At 48.1% G+C, this 5865-nt stretch carries 4 protein-coding genes; all 4 read right to left on the bottom strand.

Going from position 1 to position 5865, the window contains the following annotated elements; translation table 11 throughout:
- Window positions 1–144: 144 nt before the first annotated feature.
- Window positions 145–1686: a sugar porter family MFS transporter gene (locus ABYP73_RS10850; protein WP_372946374.1), complete on the bottom strand. Its 1542-nt coding sequence runs from the start codon at window positions 1684–1686 to the stop codon at window positions 145–147.
- A 145-nt stretch (window positions 1687–1831) separates the two neighbouring features.
- Window positions 1832–2734 (bottom strand): glycosyl hydrolase family 17 protein, encoded by a 903-nt coding sequence (locus ABYP73_RS10845; protein WP_372974334.1) that lies wholly within the window; start codon window positions 2732–2734, stop codon window positions 1832–1834.
- A 2-nt stretch (window positions 2735–2736) separates the two neighbouring features.
- Window positions 2737–5088 (bottom strand): MFS transporter, encoded by a 2352-nt coding sequence (locus tag ABYP73_RS10840; RefSeq protein ID WP_372974333.1) that lies wholly within the window; start codon window positions 5086–5088, stop codon window positions 2737–2739.
- 25 nt (window positions 5089–5113) lie between these two features.
- Window positions 5114–5865: glycoside hydrolase family 30 beta sandwich domain-containing protein (locus ABYP73_RS10835; RefSeq protein WP_372974332.1), on the bottom strand; the 752-nt coding region annotated here is incomplete at its 5' end.

Genomic DNA, 5865 nt, shown 5'->3' with positions numbered 1-5865 from the left:
GGGATTACCATCGACCAGGATTTGAAAAGCACCATCAGACTTCGTCAGTTCAACCCTGGCAGGCCCAATAGTTGTCTTCTTCTTATCGTACTTTACTGATTCCATGCATTCAAGGGATTCTCTGGATCTCACAGGCAATACACCCTATTTTCGAATGAGTAATTCTTCGACCTCCTCCAATGTTCTCCCTTTGGTCTCTATCACAAATCTGTATACAAAAAGGATGGCGAGGAAGGAAAGCAGGGCATATAACGCAAAGGTAACGGTAGGGCCTAAATTTGAGAGCTCCCAGGGAAATACCTGAGTTACCGAAAAACTCACCAGGGAGTTAAAAAAGCCCACGACAGAAATCGCGATCCCCTTGATCTTACTCGGGAAGATCTCCGAGATCAGGGTCCACATGACCGGCCCCAGGGAAATGGCAAAAGACGCCACATACAACAGAATGGCAATGAGAACCAGGGAGGCGTTGATCTGAATAAAATTCGTGATCTCATTCCGCCTGAAATTGAGGAACTGTTCTTCATTGAGTTCTTGCTGCACAGCAGTAAACAGGACGGCCTGCCCGTCATAAGACTGCCCATTGAGCTCAGAAAGGGCATTTCTGATCCCATCGTCACTCACCTTTGCGAGGGTTTCCTCATTAAAATCGTAGGTGGCATTGTTAAAGGCGAATGTCGCCATCAGCAGAGCGATGGTCATGCATGTGGTCCCGATCAGCAGGAGGGGTTTTCTTCCCAGGCGGTCAATCAGCCAGATCGCTACCAGCGTAAAGACCAGGTTGGTGAGCCCAACCACAATTGCCTGGAGGAAGGAGGAATCCGTGCTCCCACCCGCTTGCTCGAAAATCGTGGGTGCGTAATAGAAAATGGCGTTAATACCCGTGATCTGCTGGAAAAACGCGATCCCCAGGGCGATGATCATGATAGTGGCATATTTACTGTCCAGAATATCCCTGAGTTTCCCCTTTTCCTCTTTCTTGTCGATCCCCCTCTGGATCTCCTGTATCGTGATCTCTGCATACTCCTCTCCTCCTATTTTTTGCAGGATCTTTCGGGCCAATTCCACCTTATTGAGTTTTTGGATAAGCCATCTCGGGCTTTTGGGCACCGTCCACAGGCTGATAAAATAGATCAGCGCGGGAATGGCTTCCACCCCCAGCATCCACCTCCAGCTTTCTTCCCCTACGTTTACGAGGAAGTAATTGGAGAAATAGGCTACGGATATCCCGATTACGATATTCAACTGGTTAAAAGAGACCAGGCTTCCCCTGAGTTTTGGCGGGGCGATCTCGGCGATATAAACAGGCGCGATAAGGATGGCTCCCCCGATTCCCACCCCTCCTATGATCCGGGCAACGATAAACTCGGTATACCCCGTGGCCAAGGCAGACCAGGTCGCTGAAATGGTGAACAAGGCTGCCACGACGATCAACGTATTCTTCCGCCCAAACCTGTCTGCCACCGGACCAGCAAGCAGGTTCCCGGCCATGGCACCAAATACGACACATCCTACCGAAAAGCCCAGCATCCATTCTGTCATTTCGAAATAGACCGTGATACCCCTGACGGCTCCTGATATCACAGCACTGTCGAATCCCAGAAGAAATCCTCCCAGGGCTACAATAAGGCTGATGAGGACAGTGTAGGATTTGTTCATCTTGACTACGGTTGCTGGCTGGTTCATTTGCTAAAGGTTTAGGTTCTTGTTTTTCTAAGCCCCGCCCGTCGTTCGATACAGACAAGGCTCATAAAGATAATTAAAAAGACCGGTAGCGGACTCCGGCCTATTCTAAGAAGGGTGCAGGCGTAAGGATCAAAGTATCTGCGGCTTAAAATTTGAGTCGCTCATCCTTATCCCACAGACCCCAAAACGCACCTACATCCCCTTCTGCTCCTACCTTCCAGGATTCGTCGAAAGAGGAGAAGTAAAAGATTTCTACATCTTCTTCCGCAGCCCATTTCTGGGTGTTCATAAAGTATTTTAAGGCATTTTCGAAGGACGGAAAAGCACCTTCCAGATTCGTTCCCTGGAAAGGCCAGCCCGTCTCAGAAATAATGACTTTTTTACCCTGGGCGGCGTTTATGGCTCTGCGGTACATATCTTTCATATAGAGCAGTGAATAATCCAGATCACAACCTTCCCAGAAAGGATAACAATTGGCAAGAACTATATCGCAAGCCTCTGTAATCCTCGGACGTTCTGCAAATTCGTAATAAGCGTCCACATAACCGACAGGAATTTCATCAGGAATGGCCTTTTTTACCTGGTCCAGTTTTTGCAGCAATTCGTCTTCCGTCAGGTCGCCCCTCAACATGACCTCATTTCCCACAGCAGCAATATCCACATAACCTTCGTTGGCTAATTGGATCAGGTTCTCCACCTCCTGGGCATTGATCTCAGGATCGTCACCCAACCAGGCCCCTACCATGGTCTTGATCCCAAATTCACGGGCGATCCTCGGAATGGCCTCGTTCCCTTCCGTACAGGAGAAGGATCGGATCCATTTGGTGTATGGGCTGATGATCTCCATTCTCCTGCGGATCTGATCTTCCCCGATCTGATCCCCGGGGTTTTGCCCCTCCAGATAAGGACTGAAACAAAGTCCGTGCATCCCTTCATCAAGGACACTCCTACAAAGTTTCTTTAACTCCTTGGTCGTCTTTCCTGCATAATCCAGGGCCGCAAGGGCCAGATATTTCTCTTTTCTAGATGATATATTTCTCGTTGACATGTTTAGCTATATTTCAAATGTTCATTCTTATCCCAAATGCCCCAACTGGCGCCGATTTCTCCTTCGTGATGTATTTTCCAGGCCTCATCAAATGATGAGAAATAGAATAATTCCGTATTGTATTTCTCACCCCAGGTCTGAAGATTGATAAAATACTTCATGGCATTCAGTGGGGATGGCACTGCCTCATTCACGTTATTCCCGTTATCCGGCCATCCGGTTTCTGTAATGATGACAGGTTTCCCGTGTGCCGCCTTTACGGTAAGCGCATGCATCTTTTTTAGGTAGTTAGAAGCCTCTTCTACCCTGCATCCTTCCCAGAAAGGATAGCAATTGGCCAGGATCACATCACAGGCATCTACCAGATCCGGATTTTCATAAAACCTGAAATAGGTATCTACGTAACCCACGGGAATATCAGGCAAAACTTCTTTCACGCGGCCAATATACTGAAGGATTTCTTCTTTTGGCAATTCATTTCTGAGTAATACCTCATTTCCAACAGCAGCTATATCGACAAAGCCGGATTTGGCGAGTTCAATTAGACTGTTGATTTCTCTTTCGTTCTTCTCCTTATCCTGACCAATCCAGGCCCCTACAATGGTCTTGAGTCCGTTTTCCCTGGCAATTCGCGCGATAAATTCGTTTCCGTCCGTACAGGAGAAGGAACGCACCCATTTAGTATAGGGTTTCACAACCTCCATTCGGGTTCTGATCTGTTCTTCGGTCAGCACATCCCCTATATTCTGGCCTTCCCGATACGGGCTGAAGCACATGCCGTGCATACCTTTTTCCAGAGTTCTCAGGAATAATTTACGTACCCCGGCGTCCGTCATGGACCCAAAATCGACATCGGTACTGAGGTCTATTTCCAGATTTACATGATCAAAAGTAGAGAGTTTGTCGCCCTCGTAGTAGGAGGAGGTGCCCTTGGGTTCCTTGCGCTTCTCTATTTCTGCCCTGATCTCATTGGCCCGCGCCTCGGTCACGTCGTACTTCCTCATGACGAGCATGGCGACGATCGTACCTGCCATAGGGAAGAAGCAAAAGAATGCCAGCAACCCGTCTACAGCAGATTGTTGCTCAGTGGTAGGGAGGTCCGGATTAAAGCCAACAAGGGCAATAATAAGTCCGCTGAGCGCCCCGGCAATGGCAAAACCAACTTTGACCATCCACCAGTAAATAGCCCCGAAAATACCTTCTCTGCGTTTCCCGGAATTCAGCTCATCAATATCTATGACATCTGCGGTCATAGACATCATGATGGTAAACAAACTACCTATCCCGAATGAAAAGAAGGGAAGACCGATAATATACATCCAGGGTTTTCCGGGTACGAAAAGAAAGTACAACATGATATAACCAACAACTGAAATACCCTGGGCGTACATAAACGCCTTTTTCTTACCCATAACCCTTGCCATCCGGGCTACTATGGGAATGACGATAAAGGTGGTACCCAATGCTCCCAGGCATCCAAATAAGGACACCCAGATCCCCGATGCCTCCGCATCACCATTAAATAATTTATAGACAACGACGAAAAATGTAAGCGCGGCCACCGTGTTAAACGCATTAAAGATCAGGAATGTCGCAATACATATTCTCCTGAACTGTTCTATCCTGAAGGCCGCCTTAAAGCTTTCGAGAATCTTCTTCAGGCTATTGACAATGTTGGCAGTGTTCAGGGGTTCATAATCTTCGTCAAGCGTGGCTTTGCTCCTGATAAAAATGGCAGGAACCATTGCACAAACGGCACAGGGAATGGCAACCCAGATGGCCAATTCTCTCACGGCAACATCAGCTGAGGGAAACCAGGCCGGATCGTACATGATCACCCAGAACCAGGGCGCGATCACCCAGGCCCATTGTCCGATCCACTGGGCAATGGCCATTATATCCGTACGTTCATGAAAATCGTCACTCATTTCATACCCCATGGCCACGTATGGAACGCTGAAAAAAGTCAGCCCTAAATAAAAAACGATAGACCATAGAAAGAAATACCAGAAATTATATTGTAATGTATCGGATGCATAGAGCTGCCACATAAAAATGAAAGCCACCCCCATGATAAGGCCACCTATCAGAACATACTGTTTTCTCCTTCCCCATTTGGATTTGGTATTATCCGAAATAAAGCCCATGATGGGGTCCGTGATAGAATCAAAAATTCTGGGAAAGAAATAGATGAGTGACCACATCCAACCGGGAAATCCCAGGTCTTCTACAAGAACCACCATAAAAATTCCGAGAATGGCCGGAAACATCTGATTGGCAAACATTCCTATACCGAAAGCCAGCTTTTGACCAAATGGTACCCTGGCTGTGATCAATTGTGAAGAACTGCTCATATGGATCGGTTGTTTAGTTAGTTAATTATTTAAGGACGATCGTTTGGATCGCTTGTGGACTTATTGATAATTTCTGAGAACTTTTCCCCAGGGCGAGGTCGAATGACTTCGCCTTGCGCTCCTGGTTCAGGGCGACCACCACGATGGAACCGTCAGGGTTCCTGGCAGCCGTGATCAAAAGAGAATCATCGGGATTTTCAAAGCCTATGCGCACAGCCCCGGGCCGGATGAAACGGCTAAAATGCTTCATGGTATAATAAAGGGGGGTAAAATACACCTCATCCTTCTCCGGATCCACGATCACGGGCGCCACGCACCAGTTCTCAAACCAGTTGGGCCCTCCCCTTTTGTCGAGGACCATATTCCAGTCTATCCATCCATCCACCCAATTGTTCAGGCAGCCGATGATATCCCGGGCATAGCGATACACAGGGACGTATTTGGGGTGCAGATGTTTATCCTTTTCAGGAGCCCAGTCCCATCCCCAGTCGGTAGCCTTTTTTGACCAGTACCATTGGTCGTCCTGCCATTTGGGGACCTCGGCATCCACACAAGCTTCGGTTTGGATCAGGTATTTGTCCGGAGCCTTTTGATGGGCGTACTGCAGGGCATCAGGAAAGACCTCATAGGTACTCGCATACCAGTGTATGGCCGTTCCGTCGAAGTAGTTCCTTGCCCTATCATCCCTGTACATCTCATCCACCCATTCCTGCAGGTGTTCCCGGTTCTGATCGTACCCAAGGACCTTAACATCGTGCCCGTCCTTTTCCAGTTGAG

It is taken from the genome of Muriicola sp., assembly GCF_041567615.1.
Taxonomy (GTDB): Bacteria; Bacteroidota; Bacteroidia; order Flavobacteriales; family Flavobacteriaceae; genus Muriicola.
The sequence above is the reverse complement of the archived record's forward strand: the minus strand, read 5'-3'. Positions and strand labels throughout refer to the sequence as shown.

What these genes read in the sequence shown, in the direction of transcription:
- ABYP73_RS10850 (WP_372946374.1), bottom strand. Translation starts at nt 1,686, where the DNA reads ATGAACCAGCCAGCAACCGTAGTCAAGATGAACAAATCCTACACTGTC.
- ABYP73_RS10845 (WP_372974334.1), bottom strand. Translation starts at nt 2,734, where the DNA reads ATGTCAACGAGAAATATATCATCTAGAAAAGAGAAATATCTGGCCCTT.
- ABYP73_RS10840 (WP_372974333.1), bottom strand. Translation starts at nt 5,088, where the DNA reads ATGAGCAGTTCTTCACAATTGATCACAGCCAGGGTACCATTTGGTCAA.